The organism is Streptomyces graminofaciens (assembly GCF_030294945.1).
GTDB lineage: Bacteria > Actinomycetota > Actinomycetes > Streptomycetales > Streptomycetaceae > Streptomyces > Streptomyces graminofaciens.
In genome coordinates this window covers 11,501,870-11,524,754 of the sequence record NZ_AP018448.1, presented here as the reverse complement: position 1 = coordinate 11,524,754, position 22,885 = coordinate 11,501,870, and the positions used below count along the sequence as shown (strand labels likewise).

At 71.4% G+C, this 22,885-nt stretch carries 20 protein-coding genes and 1 pseudogene; 11 read left to right on the top strand and 10 right to left on the bottom strand.

The window, feature by feature from the left end; genetic code table 11:
- Window positions 1-31: 31 nt before the first annotated feature.
- From SGFS_RS50770 to SGFS_RS50750, 5 genes are all read left to right on the top strand, one after another.
- Window positions 32-1,237: a thiolase family protein gene (locus tag SGFS_RS50770; RefSeq protein WP_286259651.1), complete on the top strand. Its 1,206-nt coding sequence runs from the start codon at window positions 32-34 to the stop codon at window positions 1,235-1,237.
- Window positions 1,234-1,929 (top strand): 3-oxoacid CoA-transferase subunit A, encoded by a 696-nt coding sequence (locus SGFS_RS50765; RefSeq protein ID WP_286259648.1) that lies wholly within the window; start codon window positions 1,234-1,236, stop codon window positions 1,927-1,929. Before SGFS_RS50770 ends, SGFS_RS50765 begins: the two co-directional genes overlap by 4 nt.
- Window positions 1,926-2,618, top strand: a complete 693-nt coding sequence (locus SGFS_RS50760) for a 3-oxoacid CoA-transferase subunit B (RefSeq protein WP_286259647.1) — start codon at window positions 1,926-1,928, stop codon at window positions 2,616-2,618. Before SGFS_RS50765 ends, SGFS_RS50760 begins: the two co-directional genes overlap by 4 nt.
- Before the next feature lie 105 nt (window positions 2,619-2,723).
- Entirely contained in the window at window positions 2,724-2,873 is a 150-nt protein-coding gene (locus SGFS_RS50755) for a hypothetical protein (protein ID WP_286259645.1), read from the top strand.
- 9 nt (window positions 2,874-2,882) lie between these two features.
- Window positions 2,883-4,670, top strand: a complete 1,788-nt coding sequence (locus SGFS_RS50750) for a serine/threonine-protein kinase (RefSeq protein ID WP_286259644.1) — start codon at window positions 2,883-2,885, stop codon at window positions 4,668-4,670.
- Window positions 4,671-4,709: 39 nt separating this feature from the next.
- Here the strand turns inward: SGFS_RS50750 and SGFS_RS50745 are convergent, their stop codons facing one another.
- Window positions 4,710-4,841: a hypothetical protein gene (locus SGFS_RS50745; RefSeq protein ID WP_286259642.1), complete on the bottom strand. Its 132-nt coding sequence runs from the start codon at window positions 4,839-4,841 to the stop codon at window positions 4,710-4,712.
- A gap of 157 nt (window positions 4,842-4,998) precedes the next feature.
- On the opposite strand from SGFS_RS50745, the gene SGFS_RS50740 reads away from it, so the two are divergent.
- From SGFS_RS50740 to SGFS_RS50730, 3 genes are all read left to right on the top strand, one after another.
- Window positions 4,999-6,147 carry a hypothetical protein gene (locus tag SGFS_RS50740; protein WP_286259641.1) on the top strand — a complete coding sequence of 383 codons (1,149 nt, stop codon included), beginning with the start codon at window positions 4,999-5,001 and terminating at the stop codon, window positions 6,145-6,147.
- A gap of 291 nt (window positions 6,148-6,438) precedes the next feature.
- A complete protein-coding gene (locus SGFS_RS50735) occupies window positions 6,439-7,128 on the top strand; it encodes a hypothetical protein (protein WP_286259640.1) in 690 nt (229 codons plus the stop codon).
- A gap of 466 nt (window positions 7,129-7,594) precedes the next feature.
- Complete coding sequence (locus tag SGFS_RS50730) at window positions 7,595-8,260, top strand: lysophospholipid acyltransferase family protein (protein ID WP_286259639.1); 666 nt, start codon at window positions 7,595-7,597, stop codon at window positions 8,258-8,260.
- 41 nt (window positions 8,261-8,301) lie between these two features.
- On the opposite strand, the gene SGFS_RS50725 is transcribed toward SGFS_RS50730, so the two are convergent.
- Window positions 8,302-8,865: a 3'-5' exonuclease gene (locus SGFS_RS50725; RefSeq protein ID WP_286259638.1), complete on the bottom strand. Its 564-nt coding sequence runs from the start codon at window positions 8,863-8,865 to the stop codon at window positions 8,302-8,304.
- Between the two features lie 291 nt (window positions 8,866-9,156).
- Here SGFS_RS50725 and SGFS_RS50720 point away from each other — a divergent pair, with 291 nt between their 5' ends.
- Entirely contained in the window at window positions 9,157-10,197 is a 1,041-nt protein-coding gene (locus SGFS_RS50720) for a glycoside hydrolase family 5 protein (protein ID WP_286259637.1), read from the top strand.
- A gap of 242 nt (window positions 10,198-10,439) precedes the next feature.
- Window positions 10,440-11,102 (top strand): DUF6629 family protein, encoded by a 663-nt coding sequence (locus SGFS_RS50715; protein ID WP_286260438.1) that lies wholly within the window; start codon window positions 10,440-10,442, stop codon window positions 11,100-11,102.
- 48 nt (window positions 11,103-11,150) lie between these two features.
- On the opposite strand, the pseudogene SGFS_RS50710 reads toward SGFS_RS50715, so the two are convergent.
- The 8 genes and pseudogenes from SGFS_RS50710 to SGFS_RS50675 form a co-directional block, all read right to left on the bottom strand.
- Window positions 11,151-11,555, bottom strand: a pseudogene (locus tag SGFS_RS50710) (flavin reductase family protein); the annotation flags it as partial.
- A 38-nt stretch (window positions 11,556-11,593) separates the two neighbouring features.
- The gene (locus SGFS_RS50705) at window positions 11,594-12,472 is read right to left on the bottom strand and encodes a DODA-type extradiol aromatic ring-opening family dioxygenase (RefSeq protein ID WP_286259636.1); all 879 of its coding nucleotides are present in this window, start codon (window positions 12,470-12,472) and stop codon (window positions 11,594-11,596) included.
- Between the two features lie 61 nt (window positions 12,473-12,533).
- Window positions 12,534-13,541, bottom strand: coding sequence for a quinone oxidoreductase family protein (locus SGFS_RS50700; protein WP_286259635.1), 1,008 nt, complete (start codon window positions 13,539-13,541; stop codon window positions 12,534-12,536).
- On the bottom strand, window positions 13,541-15,430 hold the full coding sequence (gene asnB, locus SGFS_RS50695; RefSeq protein ID WP_286259634.1) for an asparagine synthase (glutamine-hydrolyzing): 1,890 nt from the start codon (window positions 15,428-15,430) through the stop codon (window positions 13,541-13,543). The genes SGFS_RS50700 and asnB overlap by 1 nt, the downstream gene beginning before the upstream one ends.
- Window positions 15,431-15,466: 36 nt before the next feature.
- On the bottom strand, window positions 15,467-17,017 hold the full coding sequence (locus SGFS_RS50690) for a 4-hydroxyphenylacetate 3-hydroxylase family protein (RefSeq protein WP_286259633.1): 1,551 nt from the start codon (window positions 17,015-17,017) through the stop codon (window positions 15,467-15,469).
- Window positions 17,014-17,877 carry a TauD/TfdA dioxygenase family protein gene (locus tag SGFS_RS50685; protein ID WP_286259631.1) on the bottom strand — a complete coding sequence of 288 codons (864 nt, stop codon included), beginning with the start codon at window positions 17,875-17,877 and terminating at the stop codon, window positions 17,014-17,016. The genes SGFS_RS50690 and SGFS_RS50685 overlap by 4 nt, the downstream gene beginning before the upstream one ends.
- Window positions 17,867-18,946, bottom strand: coding sequence for an isocyanide synthase family protein (locus SGFS_RS50680; protein WP_286259630.1), 1,080 nt, complete (start codon window positions 18,944-18,946; stop codon window positions 17,867-17,869). The genes SGFS_RS50685 and SGFS_RS50680 overlap by 11 nt, the downstream gene beginning before the upstream one ends.
- A gap of 139 nt (window positions 18,947-19,085) precedes the next feature.
- On the bottom strand, window positions 19,086-22,046 hold the full coding sequence (locus SGFS_RS50675) for an AfsR/SARP family transcriptional regulator (protein ID WP_286259628.1): 2,961 nt from the start codon (window positions 22,044-22,046) through the stop codon (window positions 19,086-19,088).
- Between the two features lie 216 nt (window positions 22,047-22,262).
- Here SGFS_RS50675 and SGFS_RS50670 point away from each other — a divergent pair, with 216 nt between their 5' ends.
- Window positions 22,263-22,757 (top strand): phage holin family protein, encoded by a 495-nt coding sequence (locus SGFS_RS50670; RefSeq protein ID WP_286259627.1) that lies wholly within the window; start codon window positions 22,263-22,265, stop codon window positions 22,755-22,757.
- The last annotated feature ends 128 nt before the right edge of the window (window positions 22,758-22,885 follow it).

Sequence of the window (22,885 nt, the reverse complement as noted above, 5' to 3'; positions counted from 1 at the left end):
AATATCGCGTCCCGGAATTAGCGTCGTTGTCATGAGTGCTTTCCTCTACGCCGCGACGCGGACGCCGTTCGGCCGTTTCAACGGCGCGCTGGCCGGGGTGCGCCCCGACGATCTCGCCGCCGCCGCCATCACCTCGACGCTCGCCAAGGTGCCGGGCCTGGACCACGCCGCGATCGACGACGTGGTGTGGGGCAACGCCAACGGCGCCGGCGAGGAGAACCGCAACGTCGGCCGTATGGCGGCGCTGCTCGCCGGGCTTCCGGTGAGCGTGCCCGGCACCACGGTCAACCGGCTGTGCGGCTCCAGCCTCGACGCGGCGATGACCGCGAGCCGGACGATCGAGTCCGGCGACGCCGAGGTGGTGCTGACCGGTGGCGTGGAGTCGATGACGCGTGCGCCGTGGGTGCTGCCCAAGTCGGCGAAACCGTTCCCGGCCGGCGACGTCACCGCGGTCTCGACCACGCTCGGCTGGCGACTGGTCAACCCGCGGATGCCGAAGGAATGGACGGTCAGCCTCGGCGAGTCCAACGAGCAGCTCCGGGAGCACTTCGGGATCTCCCGCGAGCGGCAGGACGAGTTCGCCGCCCGCTCCCACCGACTCGCCCACGCGGCCTGGGAGTCGGGCTTCTACGACGACCTGGTGGTGCCGGTCGAAGGCGTCGACCTGACCCGCGACGAGGGCATCCGAGCCGGATCCACGCCGGAGGTGCTGGCCGGGCTCAAGCCGGTCTTCCGTACACCGGAGCAGGGCGGCACCATCACCGCGGGCAACGCCAGCCCGCTCAACGACGGCGCCTCCGCGGTGCTGCTGGGCAGCGAGCAGGCCGCAACCACGATCGGGGCCGACCCGATCGCGCGCATCGCCGGCCGCGGCGTGATGGCGCTGGAGCCGCAGTCCTTCGGCTACGCCCCGGTCGAGGCCGCGAACCGTGCGCTGGTCCGGGCCGGCATCGGCTGGGACCAGGTGGGCGCGGTCGAGCTCAACGAGGCCTTCGCCGTGCAGTCGCTCGCCTGCCTCGACGCGTGGAAGATCGACCCCGCCATCGTCAACCAGAAGGGTGGCGCCATCGCGATCGGACACCCGCTGGGCGCCTCCGGCGGTCGTGTCCTCGCCACGCTGGCCAAGGTGCTGCGCGAGAAGAGGCAGCGCTACGGCGTCGCCGCGATCTGTATCGGGGTCGGTCAGGGGCTGGCCGTCGTACTCGAGAACTGCGACGTCACGGAGGCGGGCAAGTGAGCAGGGCGGAGATAGTCGAGAGCGCCGACGCGGCGGTGGCCGGGATCGAGGACGGGTCCACGATCCTCGTCGGCGGCTTCGGCTTGGCCGGGATGCCGTTCGACCTGATCGACGCGCTCATCCGGCAGGGTGCGAAGGACCTCACCATCGTGTCCAACAACGCGGGCAACGGCGAGGTAGGGCTGGCCGCGCTGCTGGCCGCCGGCCGGGTGCGCAAGGTGCTCTGCTCCTTTCCGCGCCAGGCCGACTCCTGGGTCTTCGACGGCCTCTATCGCGAGGGGAAGATCGAGCTCGAGGTGGTGCCGCAGGGCAACCTCGCCGAGCGGATGCGCGCGGCAGGTGCCGGCATCGGCGCGTTCTACTGCCCGACCGCGGTCGGCACGCCGCTGGCCGAGGGCAAGGAGGAGCGTGAGATCGACGGTCGGAAGTACCTGCTGGAGTACCCCATCAGGGGCGACTACGCGCTGATCGGCGCGCACGTCGCGGATGCGCTGGGCAACCTCGTCTTTCGCAAGACCGCCCGCAACTTCGGACCGGTCATGGCCACGGCCGCGACGACGACCATCGTCCAGGTCGACGAGGTCGTCGAGCCCGGGATGCTCGACCCCGAGGCCGTCGTCACCCCGTCCATCTACGTCGACCGCGTCGTCCAGGTGGCGGCCCGTCACTACACCGTGCAGGGGGCACGATGACCACCACGTCAACCACCACGTCGAGCGGCCAGCCGTACGCCGGGGTGCCGAGGAGCGCCGACCACCGGCTCTCGATGGACGAGCTGGCCGCCGTCGTCGCGCGCGACATCCCGGCCGGTGCTTTCGTCAACCTCGGTATCGGGCAGCCCACCAAGATCGCCGACCATCTGCCTGCCGACTCCGGGGTGGTGCTGCACACCGAGAACGGCATGCTCAATATGGGCCCGAAGGCCGAGGGCGACGCGGTCGACCCCGACCTGACCAACGCCGGCAAGGTGCCGGTGACCGAGCTGCCGGGGGCGGCGTACTTCCACCACGCCGACTCCTTCGCGATGATGCGCGGCGGGCACCTCGACGTCTGCGTCCTCGGGGCGTACCAGGTCGCCTTCGACGGCGACCTCGCCAACTGGCACACCGGCAGGCCCGACGACATCCCTGCCGTCGGCGGCGCCATGGACCTCGCCATCGGCGCCAAGGACGTCTACGTGATGATGACGCTCTTCACCCGCTCGGGTGAGCCGAAGCTCGTGCCCCGGTGCACCTACCCGCTGACCGGCACCGGCTGCGTCAGCCGTGTCTACACGGACCACGGCGTCTTCGACGTCGGCCCCGACGGCGTACGGATCCGGGAGACCTACGGCGTCAGCGCCCACGAACTCGCGGAGCGACTCGGCATCACGCTGTCCTGAGCTCGTGACACCACCCGCGACAGCGAGCACGGTCTTCCCGTGGGACTTCCTGCCACCGTAGCCCTGGTACTCGGTGCCCTCGCAGACGAAGGAGACCAAGGTGGGTTGGACCGTCGGTACCAGGTCGCCGCTCAGGTCGACGGCGTGCTGCTTCCCGCCCCGCGCGCCGAACCGGCCTGTTCCTCCACCCCATGCAAGGGGCTGTCGGCCCGGCCGGTCCGCGGGGCGGCGAAGGCTGTCGGTGACGGCAATTAGGATCCGCCCATGAACGAGGACGACAGAGGACCCGAAAGACGAGTCGTCGACGGGCGCTTCGAGTTGGAGACCCGCCTTGGCGGCGGCGGGATGGGGACGGTCTGGCGGGCCAGGGACCTGGTGCTGCACAGGCTCGTGGCCGTCAAGGAGGTCCGCCCGCCCGACCGGGACCTCGCCGAGTACGACCCCGACGGCGCGCGGATGCTGCGCGAGCGGGTGCTGCGTGAGGCCAGGGCACTGGCCCGTATCGACCATCCGAACGTCGTCACCATCCACCACATTGTCGACGGCGGCGACGGCACGTACCCGTGGATCGTGATGGAACTGGTCAGCGGTGGCTCGCTGGCCGACCGGCTGGCCCAGGGCCCGATGGCGCCGGCCGAGGCGGCGCGGATCGGTCGGCAGGTGCTGGCCGCACTGACCGCCGCGCACGACGTCGGTATCCAGCACCGGGACGTCAAGCCGGCCAACGTCCTGCTGCGCCCCGACGGGCGTCCCGTCCTCACCGACTTCGGTATCGCCGCGATCCGCGAGACGACCGGCCTCACTGCCACCGGCTCCATCATCGGTACGCCCGACTTCATGGCACCGGAGCGCATATCGGGGCACGAGGGCGGATCCGCCTCCGACCTGTGGTCGCTGGCGATGATGCTGTACACCGCAGTGGAGGGCCACCACCCGCTGCGCCGGGGCACCACCCTGGCCACCCTCGCCGCTGTCCTCAACGACGACGTCTCACCTCCGGTGCGCGCCGGTGCCCTGGGCGACGTCCTGATGAGTGTGCTCGTGCGAGATCCGTCGGCACGGCCGTCGGCAGCCGTACTGGACCTGCGACTGGCCGAGGTCGAGTCGGGGCCGACCGCTCCGGCGGCGTGGGACGAGCCCACCTCGTTTCCGCTGAATCCGCCGTCGCCCTCCCCCCACCCGGCCCCTCCACACCCGGGCGGCTTCGGCTCGCCGACCACGTTCGCCCCGTCCGGCGTTCCCTCCTCGCCGTACCCTTCCTTCGGGGTCGGCATAGGCGCTGCCGACCCGGCGCGTGCCGCCACCGCCGGGTTCGGCCCGCCGCCGGTCCAGTCAATGCCGGGGCATGCTCCGCACCAGCCGGTGACCGCACCCGTAGGCGCGGTACGCCGACGCGCACCGCGCCTCGCCGTCCTGCTGAGCATGTCGGGAGCCTCGCTCGCCGGAGCCCTGGTCCTGCTGTGGTGGCTGCTGCCCTTGGGAGCCGACGCTCGCGACTCGGACGCGAGCGACTCGCCCACCACCTCGGCCCCGAAGTCGACCGCCTCACCGACCGATGCCACCCCGACGACCCAGCAGCCGAAGGACTCGAACACCGACGACATGCTGACTCCGGACGGCATCCGCACCGCGATCAAGGCGTTCGAGGAGGAGACCGGCCGGGACATGTTCGGTGACTTCACGGTCTACCCGGATTTCGTGTCGGCCCAGCTCATGGTCGAGGGCAGTGACACGAAGTACGACACCTACACCTACCGGCCGGGGCAGGGCGTGGAGAAGGGCATCATCAAGGGCACCCTCGCAGGCGGCGAACAGCCCATCAGCCTCGACGACTTCAACTGGGACAAGGTTCCCGCACTCCTCAAGGAGGCGGAGAAGAAGCTCAACGTCGCCGATCCCGAGAGCCGCTACCTGGTGGTGAGACAGCCCAACGACATCTTCGACACCCCGGCCGGAATCGCCGTCTACCTGAGCGACGAGTACAACCAGTCCGGCTATCTTGAGGCCGACACCGACGGCAAGGTGACCCGCGTGTTGCCCGCGGAGGACTGACAACTCACGCCACGCCGATGAGGGACTCGAGCAGCGCCTTCACCCGAGCGGGACGATCGCCGCGGCGCGGGAGCAGACCGAGTTGCCTTCACCGGCGTCCAGGGCCTGTCTCTTGCCCGGTGACAGTGATCGCGAGCCGATGACGAGGGGCGTCCACGAGACGAAGGCCAAGCCGGGGAGCATGAGCAGTAAGCCGGTTCGCCGAAGTCTGGGGTTGCTCGGGAAGGTCGGCGCGGTGCAGGCGGAGGCCGGCGGGACCCCGGTGATCTCCACCGGGCCGCGGCGGCGATACTGTCATGCGCACGTGCCCCTGCTTCCCGGTGGACTTATGCCGACCTCCCCCATAGCCCGTCCCACGACTCCCCCCACGGTGTGGCCGGCTCGCGGCCGCCACGTCGGACCCGACGCGGAAGGCGTACTCCGTCGCACCCTGCGGCAGCTCAAGGACAGCCAGGTCATCGACGACTTCCTGGAAGTGCCCGACGCCGGGGGCGACTCACCGGAGCGGGTCTTCGAGGCCCGCTGGCGGGCTTCCGACGAAGTGACCGTACGTGCCCGGCTGAGCCTCGCGCCCGACCTGGGCGGCGGGCGGGAGTGGACCCTGCTCGCGGAGGCGGAACAGCCGTGGGACCCGGCATGGCCGTCCCCCGTCACCCGGTTCTGGCCGGAGTACGGCGACTGGGACCACGACGCCGCCACAGGCTTGTCGCTGAGCAGGATCACCACCCTGCCGGAGGAGGACAAGGACACACGGCGCCTGCTCAGGGACTCCGGGCGCGGCGGATGGTGCGTCCACGTCGTGATCCACGAAGCCATGACCACGGACGAGCGCGGTCGGCTGCCTCTTACGCGATGGCTGCCGCCGAGCCTGCGTCACCGCGTCGTGGAACACCGGGCCGCGCCGCACCAGCTGCGGGTCTTGAACTGGGCGCTGCGGGAGTTCGACGTGGAGGTGCCGCGCGGCGGCGCGGCGGTGCTGCCCGGCACCCCGGCCCCGTCCGGCTACGACGCCGAGGACTTCACCGTACGCACGGTGTTCCTGGACGGTTCGGAGCCGGCCGACCTCGTCGCTGCGGTGACACGGTTCGCCGCGCTGCCGCGGCCGCTGCCGGACGGCGCCGACGAGGCCCTCGCCGCGCTGCGGGAGGACTGGCACCTCCTCACTCTCGAGGAGGAACTCGCCCGGGAACGGAAACGGGTGGCGATGTACGCCGAGGCGCTGGAGGCCATGACGAAGTCCCGGGACCTGTACCGGGAGGCGACCGACCGCGCCCACGAGGCGCTCGCCGCCTACCGCGAGTCCGCCGAGGCCGCTGTCGCCGGACAGCAGCGGCCCGGGACGCGGACGACGTCGCCGTTCCAACAGCTGACGCGCACGCTGGAGCGCCTGAAGAACAACACCAAGGCCCAGCGCCCCGCCGCCACGGCCCAGGGCCAGGAGGACACGGACACCCGGCCGACCACCTCCGAGCGCTAGCGTGTCGGCGCCATAAGGCCGGCCCGGGGCATCGGGTCGGCCCTCTGGGCGTATGGGTATCGAATACCAAGGCCAGGCGGGACAAACTCGGCCAGGACCGGCAAACCGCGCTGTCAAAGATGGGGATGCGCCGGACATAACGCCAACCGCCGCCGGTCCATGGGTGCATGCCGGTGGTCATCGTGCAGAATCTGGCCAGGACGTGCAACTGCCGATGGCTGAAACTCGTCCCTTCCTCCCGAGCCGACGAGGCTCACGGAGACGTCGAACAAGCAAGATGGGGGACGAACCATGTACCTGACGCCGAGGAAGAGCCGCCGCAGACCGGGCGCCGTCCGAGCAGTCGTGCTGGGTGTATGCGCCGCAGGGGCGCTGGGCCTCACAGGCTGCTCCGGTGACGGCGGCACGGAGGGTGCGGACAGTGACGTGAAACCGAGCGCGACGGTTTCGAGCGGCACCGACGACAAGACGGGAGCGAGCGCCGACACTACGGGCAAGAAGCCCGGCGCAGAGGCTTCCGCGGGCACAGGAAGCGGCGTCAAGTCCCCCGGGAGCACTCCGGCTTCCAAGCCGTCGGCGCCCACGGCGACGGGCTCAGGGGGTGCTGACGGCGCTGACGGCGCTGGTGACGACTGTGACCACAAGATGCCCATCTCGCCCGACGAGATCGCGGTCTACCGCTACACCCCGGAAGGGGGATCTCTGAGCTTGATCGTCAAGCACGGCAATTGGGGATGCGGCACCCCTGACTCGGACGGCGCACCGTTCGAGACAGTCGGCAAACAGACCTACATCCCGATGGATCAGGCCGCATTCGTCACGGTGACCAACCCCATCGTGGAAAGCACCGAGAATCAGCACATCGGGGTCCAGGAGTTCCTCGACTGGCTCGATGCACACCCTGACTCCGGGCTGGTGTTCACCTACCACCTGGGCAGCAACGGAGCCATCGACCGCCTCGAAGAGGTCTTCACCCCTTAGTGGGTCTCCGTGAGGTCCGTCTCGAGCTTGAGGTACGCAAGGACCTGGCCGTCCTCGACGTCGACGACCGCGAGCGGCCCGTTTTCGAAACGCGGATCGGCGCCGCCCGCCGGGGTGTTCGCCGGGGCGGCCCTTTTCGTGCCCGGCGGCCGTGGCTCGGACTTGGCGGCGCGTCGACCGCGTCGAACAGCTCGGACCTGAAGTGGGCGGAGGGAGCGATTTGGTGTGAGATCCGGAAGGGCGGACCGCCACCGTGCGCCAGCCGTCGCAGTGGCAGAACGCTCGGGGCGGGCATGCCCATACGGGGGTGGCCTCGGTGCCCCCGCCCCCACCTCGACGGACTTCAGCGGCAGCACGAAACCGAGCCTGGGTACCGGCCCCCGTGGAATTGAGTACGAGCGCTCAGGCCGGGCGCCGCCCGCCCGCCGACGATGAAGGTCACCACCGTTCAGACCGGGAGACCCACATGCTCAGCCGCCTCGCCGACATCCTGGTGCCTGCCGTCGGTCGTCTCAGCGTCACCGCCGATGCCGGTGCCGACCTGGCGCCGGGCAGCATCATCGCCGCGAACCACACCTCGCTCGCCGACCCCGCCGTCGTCTGCGCCGCGCTGCACCGTCTCGGTGTCCAGCCGGTCGTCATGGCTGCCGCCGGCCTGTGGCGCATCCCCCTGCTCGGCCGCGCGCTCGCCCGTGAAGGGCACATCCCTGTGTACCGCAACGACCGGCGCGCCGCCCACGCACTTGACCTCGCTGCGGCCGCGCTGGAGAAGGGGCGGCTCGTCCTCATCTATGCCGAGGGTGGGCTCCCGCTCCGCAAGGACGCCGCCGAAGCCGCACCGGAAGCGTTCCGCAGCGGCCTGTCCCGGCTCGCCGAGCGCACCGGCGCGCCCGTCGTCCCGGTCGGCCAGGCCGGGGCACGCCGGGTTACCTCGGGCACCACGGCCAAGCAGCTCGCGGGGCTGGTCACCGCGCCACTGCGCCGGCCGGGCCTGCACGTCCACATAGGGGCACCGCTCACCCTGACCGGCGGTCATGCCCCAAGCACCGCGCAGGCGCATACCGCGGTGACGGCCGCCTGGCAGACGGCGGCCGCCCGCCTCGGCGAACCGGCCGCGCTCGCCGCCTGGTAGGACTCCGTCAGGTCCTCCTGTCGGGCCTGTCCCACGCGACCTCAGCCCTCGGGCCAGTCTCCACGCCCGGCCAGATCCAGCACCAGGGCCGCGATGTTCCACGCGTCGTCGTCACCTCGGTGGTGGCGGCCCTCCAGCGGGAGGCCGGCCGCCCTCAGCGCCTCGGCCATTCCGGGGCGTCGGCGCAGGCCGTAGGAGGCGGTGAACGCGACCTTGGCATTGGTGTGGCGGTGGCCGAAGGGGTACTGGGTACGTGTGCGCCGGCATTGGCGAGTGAACTGGTTACGGTCGTAGTCGCCCCAACTGGCCCACGGCAGCAGGCCCGCTCGATGCTGGGCTGCCAGCGCCCGGCACGCCTCGGCGAAGGGCAGGCCCGCGTCCACGTCGGTCTGCGTCAGCCCGGTCAGCTCCGTACAGAACGGGCTCACTTCCGATCGGGCCGGGCGTACCAGCAGGCGGTGTTTGGCGAGGCGCTCCCGGGCACGCAGATCGACCACGGTGAGCCCGATCTCGATGATCTCGCTCACCTGGCCGGGTGGGGGCTGCCCCTCCCAGCACGTCGCTTCGACATCGACCACGTTCAGTAGGTGCTGATCCACGTCCATGAGGAGAGAGCATAGGAACCGCCTCGCGCCAGGTCATTCTGAATTCCGCCGCCCGTCTTGTGGCCCCGCCCGGGGTCAGTTCGACGTTCGTGACGACGGCAACGCGGACCTGCGGCTGCGGTGCTGACGGGCTCGCGTCTGACCCTGCTCACGTCGTGATCCTGTGTTCTTGATGAAATTTGATGTGAAGATGTGTTGACCTCTGTTCGATGTCTCTTCTACTTTGCGGGAGCCACAGAGCCGCCGACCTGCAGTAAGGGTCGCGAACTCAACTGCCCAGAAAGGGACTTCGTGCGTCGAAAGAACCATCGCGGGACAGCTTGCCTTGGGGCGTTCCTGGCCGGTGTCACGGCCTTCGGCGGGGCTCTCGCCTCCCCCGCGTCCGCCGCTCCCGCAGCCGCCTCCCGCCACGCCTCGCCGCCGCCCGTCAGCGACTTCCGCGGGGTCAACTGGGCCGACCCGCGCGACAACTACGCCGACGACGCGGTCGTGCCCTCGGGCCTGTCCACCTCCGACAGCTATGCCACGACCTACGCCAAGTCCGAGGCGATCATCGGCGGGTTCGCCAAGCTCGGCGCCAACACGGTCCGCCTTCCGGTCAACCCCACTTCCGTGAACGGCCCGTTCTGGAAGTCGTACCAGGCCGCGATCGACGCCGCCACCGCCAAGGGCTTCAAGGTCATCCTGGGCTACTGGGAGGCCGACAACGCCAAGGACGGCAAGATCGACGACCAGGCCTCCTGGGACCGGATGTGGGCGCGGATCACCTCCGCCTACAAGGACAACTCCAAGGTGTACTTCGAGCCGATGAACGAGCCGTTCGGCTACACCTCCCAGGAGTGGCGCGACGTGGCCGCGCGCTGGCTGACCACGCACCGCTCCATCCCCCGCGACCGGGTCCTCATCGGAGGCATCAAGTACAGCGAGGACGTCAAGCCCGTCTGCGCCGACAGCCGGCTCGACGGCACCCGGATCGCCCTGCACAACTACGGCTTCTGGCACACCGACTGGACCAGCGTCGACCAGTGGAAGCAGGACTTCAAGGCGCGCATCGGCAACTGCGCCTCACGCACCGTCCTCGACGAGTTCGGCGCGACCATGACCTCCGGCCTGAACTACAACGGCCCGGTCAACGGCTCCAGTGAGGTCGCCTACATCCAGGCCGCGACCGACACCATCCGGGAGCTGGGCCTGGGCTCGGTCTACTGGCCCGGTCTGCGCAACGGTGACACCTACTCCCTCACCACCCTCCAGGGCACGGGCACCCGCCTCAGCCTGAAGGTGAACAACCAGAGCGGGCTCGATCGCCTGCACTGGGCCTGGAAGAAGTGACAGCGGTGCGATAGCCATCGTGTCCCTTCCGGGTTCGGCGCCTCAGGGCAACACAACCGACCCCGGAAGGGAGCCGAGCCGGTCGCCGCTCGTGCCGCCCGCTGCGGTGGCGGTGTTCTTGTACGAGCCCGTCCCTACCGGTCCGGTCCACGACGCGTGTCACCCGGGCCGCCGGCCGAGCGCGACGTAGCGTGGGCCGCGGCAAGGTGGATACGCGCGGCGGTGGACCCCCTGGTGGCGTGATGTGTTGGAGTGGGACGGCCGATCTTGTGGCGGGTGCCGGGGTCGGGGTCATCGGGGTGGTCTGTGTGGCGGGGGTGCGTGACCGCCGGGATCTGCCGCTCGCCGCGCTGCCCCTGGGGCTCGGGGCGCATCAGATCGTCGAGTCGATGGTCTGGGACTCGGGCGGTGGTGTCGGCCCCGCCACCGTCGTCTGGGCCGTCATCGCGCTGCCCCTGCTGGCGGTGTGGGTGCCGGCCGGGGTGTGGTGTGCCGCCCCGGCGTATGCCCGGCGTCGGCTGGGGTTCCTTGTCGTGGTCGGGAGCGGGACAGCCGCGGTGCTCGCGTACGACCTGGCGACCGGTACGGTGACCGCCGAGCTCCGCGGCCGTACGGTCGGGTACGCGTTCGAGCTGTCCCACGCTCCGCTGCTCGTGGCGGGCTATCTGCTGGCGACCCTGGGCTCTCTACTGCTGTCCGGCGACCGGAGGCTGTCGGCGCTGGGGATCCTGCTCGCCGTCGGTGCGTTGGCCTGCTGGGTGCTGTGGCGGCTGGAGTTCGTGTCGACGTGGTGTGCGTTGGCCGCCCTGTGTTCGGTGGTGCTGCTCGGTTGGGTTCGCGCCCGGCCGGCCACTCCGGACATGGTGTCCGGTTCGGGCGTGGGGCGCCGGCGCGGAGTGGAATGAGCTGCGGTAGTAGAGCAGGGGGACGTTTTCGGGGTGGTGGGTCATGTGCTCGACGTGGCCCAGGAAGAGGACGTGGTCGCCGCCGTCGTAGGTGGCCCAGGGTGAGCAGGCGAACGTGGCCAGGGAACCGCTGAGGGCGGGGGCCAGGGGCGCCGGTGCGGGGAGCCAGGAAGGGGCGGGGCCCGAGGCCTGGGGGCTGCCCGCGAAGTGCAGGGCCAGGTCGTGCTGGTCCTCGGACAGGATGTTGACCGTGAACGGCCGGCCGGGCAGCAAGCGGGCCGCCTTCGAGGTGCGGGCCAGGGAGATCAGGACCAGTGGTGGGTCCAGGGAGACGGCGGTGAAGGCGTTCACCGTCGCGCCGTGGCAGGTGTCGGCCGCCGTGCAGCTGACGACGGTGACGCCGGTGGCGAAGTAGCCGAGGCAGGTGCGGAGTTGCTGCGGATCGATCGCCACCGGGTCTCCTTGTCATGGGTCGATGGGTGGGGCGTGGGTCAGTCCGTCCAGCCTCCGGCGGGGCGGTCGAACCAGAGGTGTACCTGGCCGGTGCCGATCGCGTTCTCGTACTCGCCGTAGCGGCGGCCGGGTGCGATGCAGCGGAGGCCGCCGAGGGCGCCGGCCAGGGTCAGGTAGTGGCCGAAGTCGCCTTCGGGGGCGTGTCGGCGGTACTCCGGCATGGTGGTGATGACCTGGTCGTGGCGGCCGGTCTCCAACCAGGCGATGCGTTGTTCGTCGGCGGCGCGGGCCGCCGGGCTGATGATGTTGGCCGGGTCGCCGGCCATCCGGTCACGGAGTTCGGACAGGGGCCAGAAGCGGTGCGAGAGGCCGCCGGAGGCCAGTACCAGTACCCGCCGGGCCACTCCGGCCACCGCGTCCACGACGGCCTCGCCCAGGCGCAGATGGTCCTCGGCGGTCGCGGTCTGGCAGACCGACATCGACAGCCATGGCACGTCGGGGCGGCCGAGGTAGCTCCAGAGGTTGAGGGTGGCGTAGTGGAGAGGGAGGTGGGGGTCGTCGTTGGCCGTGAGGAAGAGGGAGTTCTTCTCGGCTGCCGCGGCCACCGCGTGGGCCAGTTCCGGATCTCCCGGGATGGCGTACGGGACCTGGCTCACCTCGCTGGGCATCTCGTCGGAGGTGAAGCGCCCCGACCGGTGCCGGTGGGCGGTGACGACCGTCTCGGTCGTGGTGGCCCAGTGGGTGTCGAGCACCAGTACGGCGTCGTGGCCGGTGGTGTCGATCACCTCACTGCGGAGTCGTATGAGGCCGGTGGCCAGGGTGAAGTCGTGGCCGCCGTTGACCTCGACGCGCTGCGCTTCGGGGAACATGATGACGGGGGCGTGGGAGAGCAGTCCCGCGCCGACTATCGCGCCCATGGGCGGTTCGCCTTCCTGAAGAGGCACTTCTTGAAGAGGCATGTCCTGAAGAGGGACGTGGCTAGGGGACGAGCAGCAGCTTGCCCGTCGTGCGGCGGGCGGCCAGGTCGGCGTGTGCCTCGCGGGCGCGGGCCAGCGGGTACGTGCCGCCGATCGTGATGCGCAGAGTGCCGTCGGCGATGCCTTCGAAGACCTCTCCGGCCCGCCAGGTGAACTCCTCCACGGTGGCCCTGAAGTGCTCCAGGTAGGGGCGTGTCAGGGTCAGTGAGCCGCCCCAGAGCAGCCGCATCACGTCGACGGGGGGTACGGGGCCGCTCGCGCCGCCGAAGACGACGAGGGTGCCCCGGCGGCGCAGGCTGTCCAGGCTCGCGTCGAAGGTGGCGGCGCCCACTCCGTCGTAGACGGCGTGCACGCCCTCGCCGTCGGTCAGGCGTTTCACATCGGCGGCGAGGTCCTCGCAGTGGTCGTAGCGGATGACCTCGTCCACGCCGTTGGCCGCCGCCAGTTTCTCCTTCTCGCCGCTGGAGACCGTGCCGATCACGCGTACCCCGCGCCGCTTGAGCAGCTGGGTGAGGAGCAGGCCCACTCCGCCCGCCGCCGCGTGCAGCAGGACCGTCTCGCCCGGGCGGGCGCGGTAGGAGTCGTTGGCCAGGTAGTGGGCCGTCATGCCCTGGACGAGTGCGGCGGCCGCGGTGTGCAGGTCGATGCCGTCGGGGACGACGACGGCCTTCTCCTCGGGGACGAGGAGCTGGCCGGCGTAGCTGCCGAGGACGGTGGTCCAGGCGACGCGGTCGCCGACCGAGAAGCGGGTGACGCCGGGACCGACGGCCAGTACGGTGCCGGAGCCCTCCTCGCCCGGTACGGCGGGCAGGGGCAGCGGATAGCGGCCCTCGCGGCGGTAGATGTCGATGAAGTTCACGCCGGCGGCGGCGAGTTCGACCAGGATGTGGCCCTCGCCGGGCTCGCCCGGTGCGGGCCGGTCGACGGGGAGGAGGACATCGGGGCCGCCGGTCTCCCGGATCTCGATCGCCGGGATCGTCGACGTCGATGTGGTGGTCCGCGGTGGCATCAGTTCGCTCCCTGCAGGGTGAGACGGTCGGGGTCGAGGTCCAGGTCCACCCCGTAGGTGGTCAGCCAGTCGGCGAGACGGACCGTGGACTCCAGGAGGATGCGTTCGAACTCGGAGAGGGTGGCGGTCGTCGTCCGGTCGGTCAGCCGGCGTACGGCGGCCGGGTCCAGGTGGGCGGCGAGCGGGCCCTCCGCGTCGGTGGCCGCGCCGGTCAGGCCGGTGATGAGGGCGCGGTCGTAGGCGGGGTCCTGGATGGAGGGGTACGCGGCCTTGGTCCGGCGGAGGACGGACCGCGGCAGCAGGTCGGCGGCCGCCTCGCGGAGCAGGCCCTTCTCCTGGCCGGTGCAGGTCTTCATCGCCCAGGGGACGTTGAAGAGGTACTCCACGAGACGGTGGTCGCAGAACGGCACCCGGCCCTCCAGTCCGTTCGCCATGCCCATGCGGTCCTTCTTGTCGAGCAGGATGGGCAGCCAGCGGGTGAGGGTGAGGTGGCCGAGTTCGCGCGTACGGCGTTCCTCGGGGTTCTCGCCGTCGAGCCGGGGCACCTCGGCCAGGGCGGTGCGGTAGAGGTCGGCCTGGTAGGTCGCGAGGTCGATGCCCTCGACGAAGCCGGGGCGGAACAGTGCGCGGGGGTCCAGGCCCCGGTGCGCGCCGAGTTCCAGCCAGGGGAAGGTCTCGGCCGCGCGGGCGGCGGGGTCGGAGAACCAGAGGTAGCCGCCGAAGACTTCGTCGGCGCCCTCGCCGGAGAGGGCCACGGGGGCGTGTTCGCGGACTGCCGCGAAGAGCTGGTGCAGGGAGACGTCGAGGTCGGCGAAGTTGAACGGCAGGTCCCAGGCCGCGAGGACGGTCCGGCGTACGGCCGGGTCGAGGAGGCGGGACCGGTCCAGGGTGATCGTGTGGTGTGCGCTGCCGACGTGTTCGGCGACCGCGCGGGCGTAGGGGCCGTCGGGGGTGGGGCGGATGGCGTCGCCGCGGAAGTTCTCGCTGTGGCCGGCGAAGTCGACGGCGAAGGTGGAGATCCGGCCGCCCTCGGCGGCGCGGACGCGCTGGGCCAGGGCGGTCACGGTGCTGGAGTCCAGGCCGCCGGAGAGCAGTGCGACGAGGGGGACGTCGGCGACCATCTGGCGCGGCACGATGTCGTCCAGCAGGTCGCGGACGGTGGCGATGGTGGTGGGCAGGTCGTCGGTGTGCGGGCGTGCCTCCAGTGCCCAGTACCGCTGCTCGCGCAGGCCGTCGCGGCCGACACGCAGCAGATGGCCGGGCTTCAGCTCCCGCATGCCTTTGAACGGGACCCGGCCGGGGGTGCGCAGGAAGAGCAGCGCGTCGCAGAGTTCCTCGGCGGAGGCGCTCGGTGTCACCAGCGGGTTGGCCAGGATGGCCTTGGGTTCGGAGCCGAAGAGCACGCCGTGCGGGGTCGGGTGGTAGTAGAGGGGTTTGACGCCGAGGCGGTCGCGGACGAGGAGGAGTTCCTCGCGGGCGGTGTCCCAGACGGCGATGGAGTACATGCCGTTGAGGCGGTGGACGAAGTCGGCGCCCCACTGAAGGTAGGCGCGCAGTGCGACCTCGGTGTCGCTCGTGGTGGTGAACCGGTGTCCGTGCAGGGCGAGTTCGGCGCGCAGTTCGCGGTAGTTGTAGATCTCGCCGCCGTAGGAGATCACGGCGCGGGGCAGGTCGCCGCGCGGGCCGCGTTCCGGGGTGGCCATGGGCTGGGCGCCGCCCTCGAGGTCGATGACCGCGAGGCGCCGGTGGCCGAGGGCGGCGTGGGTGTCGAGCCAGCTGCCGCCGGCGTCGGGGCCGCGGCGGACCAGGGTTCGCACCATGGCGTCGAGGGTGGTGGACTCGGCGGTGAGGTCGCGGGAGAAGTCGACCCAGCCGGTGATGCCGCACATGGTTCGCTCCTTTCTCAGTGCGGTGGCAGTCCTGTCTCAGGCCTGGTCGGGGCCGAGCCAGGGGCCCCGGCGCCAGCCGTCGGTGTCGTAGTCGTCCAGGCACTCCTGGACCAGCGCCTCGTGGTCGGCGAGGCCGCCGCGGCGGGTGGCCCAGCGCAGGGCGTCCAACCGGATCTGCTCGCCGTTGCCGGAGTAGTTGCGCTCGTAGAGTTCGTGGCGGGCGCCGAACTCGGTGCCGATGGCGTCCCAGACCAGCTTGAAGAGCTTGATCCGCTCCAGCGCCGAGGTGTCGGCGCCCCGGTAGTAGCGGTCGATGAGCGGCCGCAGCTCGGGGTTGGCGAGATCCCGGACGCTGGAGGGCACGACCAAGGGGGCGCCGCCGAGCAGGGTCTCGAAGAGTTCGTGCACCCGGTTCCAGATGTGGGCGTTGGCCATCCGCATCGCCGAGGCGTGCTCCAGGCGTGGCAGGACCGTGCCGCCGGGGCCCGGTTCGGGATCGTGGGCCATGGCGGAGGTGAGCGCTCCGACCAGATGGCGCAGGGTGAGGAGTTCACCGAGGCCGGCCTGGACGCCGCGGAACGCGTCGGTGCCGTTGGCCCTGGTGGCGCGGGAGAGCAGCCCGGCCATCAGCTCCAGCTTCACGCCCAGGCGGATGCCGGACTGGAAGTTGTAGAGGTTGGGGAAGCCGGAGCCGGCGTAGAAGCCGGTGGCGCGCTCGGTGTCGCGGTGGACGAGGACGTCCTCCCAGGGGATCAGGGCCTCGTCGAGCAGCAGCACGCTGTCGTTCTCGTCGAACCTGCTGCTCAGCGGGAAGTCGAAGGGGCTCTCGGCCCGCCGTTCGTAGGGGGTGCGGCAGATCAGCCGTACGCCGGGGTTGTCCATGCGGACGAAGAAGACCAGCGCGAACGGGTCCGCCTTGCCCTTCTCCAGTTGGGCCGAGCCGACCGGGGCGACGAAGCCGGCGTTGGTCAGCGCGGACCCGGTGGCGAGCATCTTCGCCCCGCTGACCACCACCCCGGCGTCCGTCTCGCGCACGGCGTGCACGAAGACGTCGCCCATGTCGTGGATGGCGCGTTTGCGGTCGATGGGCGGGTTGATGATGACGTGGTTGAGGTGGAGCGCCTTGCTCGCGAACCTGCGGTACCAGGCGGTGGCGTTGCCGGCGAACGGGCCGTAGTAGTCGGCGTTGACGCCGAGTCCGGCCATGAAGGCGGCCTTGTACTCGGGGGTGCGGCCGAGGAAGCCGTAGCTCGTCCGCGCCCACGTGGCGATGGCCTCCCCCGCCCCGACGAGGTCCGCGGAGGAGCGGCTGGGCTTGAAGAAGCGGTGGGTGCGGATGCCGGTGGCCGGGTCGACGCCGGTGAGGACGTCGGCGGTGGCGGGGTCGTGGAGGCCGTCGTAGAGGCGGGCGATCGAGCGGGCCGAGTTGCGGAAGGCGGGGTGCGCGGTCACGTCCTTCACCCGTTCGCCGTCCACGAAGACGGCGCGGCCGTCGCGCAGGCTGTCCAGGTACTCGGCCCCCGTCATCAGGGTGTCGGTGGTCGCGGTTCGGGTGGTCGTCCGCTGCCGCGGTTCGGTCGTCGTCATCGGATCAGCCCCGGGTTGGCCAGCGGCGGATCGGCGAGGACCTGGACACGGCGCAGGTGCCGGGGTGCGCCGCTGGTGAAGGCGTTGCGGCCGTGCAGCAGGGTGTAGTTGTCCGTCACCACCACGTCGCCGGTCCGCCAGGCGTGTGCGTAGAGGTGGGACGGGTCGTACAGGGCGGCACGCAGGCCGGCGTGCAGTTCGGCGACTTCGGAGTCGTCGGCGAGACCGGAGAACTCCAGGTCGGGGTGGTTCACGAAGGTCTCGCCGGCCTCGACGGTGGGCTCGTTGTAGCGGATGACCGGAGTGCCGTGGACCGGGTGGGCCGTCACCACCGGGGAGACGCACGTGCCGTCGTAGTACTCCATCTTCCGGTGGTAGGTGCCGGTGGCCCTGGACCACAGGGCGCGGGTGGCCTCGTCGGTGTCGGTGAGTACGGCGGTGGTGTCGGCGAAGGTGGTCTCGCCGCCGTTGCCCTCGCCGGGCGCGTGGACGCACTGGAAGATCTGGAACTCGGGTATGTGGTCGCGGTACATGCCGTCCCAGTGCATGGGCATGTGGCTGTGATCGAAGATGTGGTCGGCCGGGTCGGGCTGCTGAACCAGTTCCAGGACGGTGCCGAACGGCCACACGCTGAGCTGCCCCCAACGCTCGCCGTACGCGGAGAGTTCGGCGGGCTCGGCGAACCCGGCGAAGTCGCGGAGCAGGAGCAGGCGGTGCTCACGGACGAGGGCGCGCAGCGGCTCGACGGGGAGATCGGTCAGGGCGCGACCGGGGTCGACGGCGTGGACGGCGATTCCGAACGGTTCGAGGGGGGTGATGCTCAGGCGCCGGTCGCCGAGCGGGGCGTGGTCAACGGTCATGGCGGGCGGCTCCTGTGGTGGGGGCGAGCGTGGGGGCGTGGGCCAGTGCGGGGGCAGTGGCCTGCGTGGGGGCAGTGGCCTGCGTGGGGGCAGTGGCCTGCGTGGGCACGGTGGCGGGGGCTCCGGGCAGCGCGAAGTGGCTCGGGCGTCCGTGTGCCGTCACCAGCCGGGCCCCGGCCGCCTCGGCGTCGGCGCGTTTCATGAGGGTGAAACGTCCGTCGCCCGTGTCGACGGCGACGCTGTGCCAAGGCGTGAGCCAGGCATCGGGGGTCTCCGCCAGCAGCAGCCCGATCTTCCGTGTGCTGCACGGCTGCGGGTGGATGGACAGCCGGACCGTGTCCGGGAACAGCTCGGCGAGCAGCTCGTCCCAGGCACGGCTGCGGGCGATGACCCCGTAGGCGAGTTCACGGCAGTGGCGCTGCAGGGCGGCACGGCTTCCCGTGTATCCGGGGACCGACAGGTCCTCCAGCATGAAGCGGGTGATGCCCCGGTACATGTGGACCAGATCCCCGCCCCGGCGCACCTCGGCGCGCAGTTCGTCGGTGCTCGGGCCGCGGCCGGCCGTGAGTCTGGCCCGCAGTTGTGCGTGGTCTGCGCCCGGATAGACGTCGTCCAGCGTGAACTGGCCGAGACGGGTGGCGCCGATCCGGTCGATCATCCGGTTGATCTCGCGGGCGTACCGGGTCACGTTCTCGTCGCTGACCCCGATGAGGTCGTTGAAGACCCGTCCGTCGGAGCAGATGAGGACGCGGGCGCCGGGCGGGTAGACCTCGGCGATGCGTTCGCAGAGCGATTCGAGGAACCTGAGCGCGAGTTCCTCGGCCAGGTCGGGGAGCGGGCCCAGGACCTTGGCTGGGTTGGGGGACTTGGTGGGAAACGCCGGGAGCAGGAACTCGATGGTCCGGCCCTGTGTCATGGCCTCGGCGATCGCGTTCCGGTGGTGACGCAGGCACCTCAGGCAGACCCTGCCGGTGCAACCGCTGCCGCGCAGCCTCCGCTGGTGTACGAGCACCTCGCGGATCACTTCGATGGCGGCCAGTTCGGTATCGAGGGTGGCGAGTTCGAACACCGCACCTCCTGATAGTGGGGACTTCAACCACCCTCGCCCCACGGCGCACACAAAACGCACAAGGCCGAACTGGTTTCGTAGGACGCAACAGGAGACGACAGTCTCAGTGAGCCCGAGTGCCGCGACCGCCTCGGTGGGGTCAGCCGTCGAGAGCGCAGAGTTCCTTGCGGGCGCTCTTCTCCCAGTCGGGCATGCGCAGTGCGCCGAACCCGGCCAGTGCCACCCCGAAACAGGCCTCCGCCCGCTCCCGCTGGCCCAGGGCGGCGTACGTGCGGGCCTGCATGAACGCGGTCAGTGCCTCGCCGCGTCGCTCACCGAGTTCGGCGAACACCTCCGCGGCCTCGGCGAGCGGGCGGAGTGCCTCGGCGGCCCGTCCCGGTTCCCTGGCCACCCGCAGCCGCCCGATCGTGTACAGCGCGTACGCCTCGCCGGGACGGTGCCGGACCCGGCGGTAGTGGACGAGCGCCCGGTCCAGGTGGCGGGCGGCCGTCCGGTAGCGGCCCAGGGAGATCTCGGACACGGCCAGGGCCTGCAGGACATCGGCCAGCGCCAGCGGATGCCCCAGTCGTTCGGCCGTCTCCAGGGCGCTCTCCAGCACGGGCACGGCCTCGGCCTCCCGGTGCAGGCAGAGCAGCACCGCGCCCAGGCTGCGCAGGGCCAGTACCTTGCCGTGCGGGTCGCCCAGCGTGCTCAGGGCGGCGACGGCCGCGGACGCGTCGGCGTGGGCATGCTGTGCCATCCCCCGGTCCGCGACCGCGAAACTGCAGTGGACGCGCAGGTAGGCGGCCCGGCGCCGTTCCCCCAGCTCGTCCAACTGCTTGATGGCGGAGGCGAACCAGCGCACCGCCTCGTCCGCCCGGCCGCGCCCCACGGCGGCCCGGGCGAGCGAGCCCTCGGCCATCGCGACACGTCTGCGGTCACCGTCGGCCGACGCCCGGGCCAGCACGGCCCGCGCCATGCGCTCCCAGTCGTCCCACCAGTTCCGCTGATGACATATGTCGTCCAGGGCGGCGGCGAGTTCGCTCGCCTGTTCACCGTGACCGGCGCGCGCGGCGAACTCCACGGTGGCGGCCAGACCCGTCCGTTCGAACTCGAGCCACGCGGTGGCGGTGTCCGCGCCCGTTCGCCGCAGCTCCTCCCCCACCGTGACCACCCGCCGCAGCCAGCCGTCCAGGACCCGTGCGACGATCTCCCGCTGCCGTGCCGGGGACTCCTCCTCGGCGGCACGTTCCGCGGCGTAGGCACGCAGCAGGTCGTGGACGCGGTAGCGGGGCCGACCGTCCGGGCCGATCTGGTGGACCCGGATGAGGTTGGCGTGGATCAGCGTGTCGAGGATGTCGTCGACCCGGTCGTCCGTTTCCTCGTCCCCGGCCGGGCCGGACATGATCACCGAGGGTACCCAGGACGGGAACTCGCCCGTGGGGAGCAGGCCGAGGGCGCGGAACGCCCGGGCGGTGTCCGGGTCCAGCCCGCGGTACGCGGTGGCGACACAGGCACGCATGGCGAGGTCACCGGCGCGCAGCTCGCCCAGCCGGCGTTGCTCGTCGGCCAGCCGTTCGGCCAGCCAGCGCACGGGGCGGTGCGGATTTCCGGCCAGCCGGGCGCCCGCCACCCTGAGGGCCAGGGGAAGGCCCGCGCATCCGTCGAGGAGACGTCCCGTCGCCTCCGGCTCGACGGCGAAGCGCCGCGTTCCCGCGATCCGGTCGAGCAGGGTACGCCCGTCGGTGTCGTCCAGCGGCTCCACGTCGAGCAGGTGCGCGCCGGGGATGGCGGTCAGCCGCGCCCGGCTGGTGACCAGGACGGCACAGCCGGCGCTCCCGGGCAGCAGGTACTGGATCTGGGAGGTGTCCGGTGCGTCGTCCAGGACGACCAGCACCCGGCGGCCGGCGAGCCTCGAACGGAACAGGGCGGCCCGCTGGGACTCGGTCCTGGGGATCGCCGAACCCGGCACCCCGATACCGAGCAGCAGATCGGCCAGGACGGTGGCCGACGTGCGGTACGGCCCGCGAGCGCCGTCGAGCTGGACGTAGAGCTGGCCGTCGGGGAAGGTGCCGCGGAGCCGGTGGGCGAGGTGGGTGACCGCGGCCGTCTTGCCCACACCGGGCAGACCGGTCAGGACCAGGACCGGCACCAACGGCGGCGGCCTTTCGCCGTTCGGCGTGGCGAGCAGTTCTGCCGCGCGCTCGAGCAGCTTCTCGCGGCCGACGAAGTCCGGTATGAGCGTGGGAAGTTGGCAGATCGGCCAGCCTGACGCCGGTCCTGGCCTGCCGCCCGTGTGCGCGGCGGGCGGGGGCGGTCGGAGGGGTTCGGCAGGGGCCGCCGGTGGTGATCCGGCGGCCGGCGGCAGGTCACGGGCGAGTACGGCCTGGTGCAGCCGTCGCAGTTCGGCGCCGGGGTCGAGTCCGAGCTCGTCGCGGAGCGTCCGGCGGGCCCGGGCGTAGGAGCGGAGCGCGTCGCCCGGACGTCCGCAGTGGTACTGGGCGGTGATCAGCAGTGCCCATAATCGCTCGCGCAGCGGGTGTGCCGCGGTCTGGGCCCGTAGCTCCGGGACGAGTTCCTCGTACTCGCCCAGCGCGAGGCGGGCCGCGGCGTGATCCTCGAAGACGGCGAGCCGGGACTCCTCCAGCCGCAACGCCTCCATGTGCAGGGCGGAGTGATGTGCCAGTCCGTCGAAGGCGGCGCCGCGCCACAGGTCCAGGGCGGCGCGCAGCCGGTCGGCCGCCGAGCGGTGATCTCCTGCGGCCAGGGCGGCCCGGCCGCGTGTCGTCAGGTCGTCGAAGAGCCGCAGGTCCAGTTCGTCCGGCTGGAGCCGGAGACGGTATCCCTGGTGGCCGTGGCTGAGTCGGTCGCCGTCCGAGGCCGTGTTGAGCGAACGGCGCAGGCCGGCGGCGTAACTGCGCAGGTTCGCCTGCGCGGAGGCCGGTGGGCTTCCGGTCCACAGCACGTCGCAGAGCCGGTCGGCGGGGATCGCGGTGTTCGCGTTCAGCAGGAGGGCCGCGAGGAGCGTGCGTGGCTTGGGTCCGCCGAGCGTCAGCGTCCCGCCGGCGCCGACGGCCTCGACGCGTCCCAGCACCCTGAACTCCACACGGCTCAGCTCCACGGTCCGAACACCCCTCCGCTCCTCTCGGGGCGGGGCGTTTCCCGCAGTAGTCAGCCTTCCGCCGTAGCGGTGGAATCACTCCGGTGACTCGTGCGAACCGCCCTCGCCCACGCCTCGTCAGGGCGTCGCCGATTCGGGCCATGCCCGTGCGGGGCAGAGCTTGTTGGCCGGTGGGGGTGGACGTTACGGGCGGGTGACCACGGGTACCCGGCGGGCATGAAGCGCATGGATCACCTGGAGCATCTGGACAAGCACCTGGTCGACGAACTGGCACAGGTGGCGCGCGAGACGATCCGCGACGAGTTGCGCGAGCAGACCCGCAAGCAGCGCCGGAAGGCCACGCTGTACGCGGCGTCCGGCGCCGTGGCTCTCTACGCGGGCGCCTCCGTCGCGTTCGCCCTGGGGCTGGCCCTCGACATCGGGCTGCCCGGCTGGGCCGCCGCGCTGATCACCGCGGCGGTCCTCGGCGTCGTGGCGTACGTACTGCGCGGCGCCGCCCGCCCGCACGCGCCGTCCCGGCCCACGCCCGAACGAGGGGCCGGGCCGCCCGCCTCGGAGCGGGGCCAAGGCGTCGGAGGGAAGACACCGTCCGGGCCGGCCGACGGTCTCGGCACGCCGTATCCCCATCCGCCGATGCCACCCACCGCGCCCGGCACCCCGGCACCGCGCCCGGACACCGTCGACCCCGAGAGCCCGCACCACCGGACGTGACACCTGTCCGAGAACCCTTGCTGACGGAGGCTCACACGGGCCGTACGTCGTCGTAGCCCCCGAAGCCCGGGCCCGTGAAGGTTTGGCCACGAGGCTCCGGGCCACTCGGGGGACACGAACAACACATC

Bases quoted from the DNA above. Each gene is read 5' to 3' on its own strand.
- SGFS_RS50685 (WP_286259631.1), bottom strand. From the start codon at position 17,877: ATGACCGTTGACCACGCCCCGCTCGGCGACCGGCGCCTGAGCATCACC.
- SGFS_RS50750 (WP_286259644.1), top strand. From the start codon at position 2,883: ATGAACGAGGACGACAGAGGACCCGAAAGACGAGTCGTCGACGGGCGC.
- SGFS_RS50740 (WP_286259641.1), top strand. From the start codon at position 4,999: ATGCCGACCTCCCCCATAGCCCGTCCCACGACTCCCCCCACGGTGTGG.
- SGFS_RS50690 (WP_286259633.1), bottom strand. From the start codon at position 17,017: ATGACGACGACCGAACCGCGGCAGCGGACGACCACCCGAACCGCGACC.
- SGFS_RS50730 (WP_286259639.1), top strand. From the start codon at position 7,595: ATGCTCAGCCGCCTCGCCGACATCCTGGTGCCTGCCGTCGGTCGTCTC.
- SGFS_RS50705 (WP_286259636.1), bottom strand. From the start codon at position 12,472: ATGGGCGCGATAGTCGGCGCGGGACTGCTCTCCCACGCCCCCGTCATC.
- SGFS_RS50670 (WP_286259627.1), top strand. From the start codon at position 22,263: ATGAAGCGCATGGATCACCTGGAGCATCTGGACAAGCACCTGGTCGAC.
- SGFS_RS50770 (WP_286259651.1), top strand. From the start codon at position 32: ATGAGTGCTTTCCTCTACGCCGCGACGCGGACGCCGTTCGGCCGTTTC.
- SGFS_RS50735 (WP_286259640.1), top strand. From the start codon at position 6,439: ATGTACCTGACGCCGAGGAAGAGCCGCCGCAGACCGGGCGCCGTCCGA.
- SGFS_RS50725 (WP_286259638.1), bottom strand. From the start codon at position 8,865: ATGGACGTGGATCAGCACCTACTGAACGTGGTCGATGTCGAAGCGACG.
- SGFS_RS50760 (WP_286259647.1), top strand. From the start codon at position 1,926: ATGACCACCACGTCAACCACCACGTCGAGCGGCCAGCCGTACGCCGGG.
- SGFS_RS50715 (WP_286260438.1), top strand. From the start codon at position 10,440: ATGTGTTGGAGTGGGACGGCCGATCTTGTGGCGGGTGCCGGGGTCGGG.
- SGFS_RS50700 (WP_286259635.1), bottom strand. From the start codon at position 13,541: ATGCCACCGCGGACCACCACATCGACGTCGACGATCCCGGCGATCGAG.
- asnB (WP_286259634.1), bottom strand. From the start codon at position 15,430: ATGTGCGGCATCACCGGCTGGGTCGACTTCTCCCGCGACCTCACCGCC.